General features: G+C 30.1%; 1 protein-coding gene. It reads right to left on the bottom strand.

Annotated elements, in window-relative coordinates; genetic code table 11:
* A partial coding sequence (locus GJQ66_RS15570) for a glycosyltransferase (protein ID WP_155049628.1) occupies positions 1 to 156 on the bottom strand: 156 nt, incomplete at its 3' end.
* Positions 157 to 292 lie beyond the last annotated feature (136 nt).

Genomic DNA, 292 nt, shown 5'->3' with positions numbered 1-292 from the left:
ATTAGCAACATCTTCGTTGGGGCTGTCATCAGTAATGATGACTTCTATATTGGAATAAGTTTGCTCAAGAACTGTATTTAAGCATCTTTTTAGAAGCTTAGGGTTTTTGTAAGCAGGTATACAAATTGATATTAGCAGTGTGTTATAATGATTCATTCGTTATTATTATTATCTAATCTCGATTATTTTCCTAAAATTTCTTTGTACCGGTTAATACCCATACCTAGGTTGTCTGACAGAAGTTTGTTTATTTTTTCATTGAGTAATTTTTTATCAAGCTTTTGGAAAAAAC

The organism is Microbacterium sp. ZXX196 (assembly GCF_009709595.1).
Classification (GTDB): Bacteria; Actinomycetota; Actinomycetes; order Actinomycetales; family Microbacteriaceae; genus Microbacterium; species Microbacterium excoecariae.
Note: the sequence above shows the minus strand (reverse complement) of the source record. Positions and strands in the feature narration are given on the sequence as shown.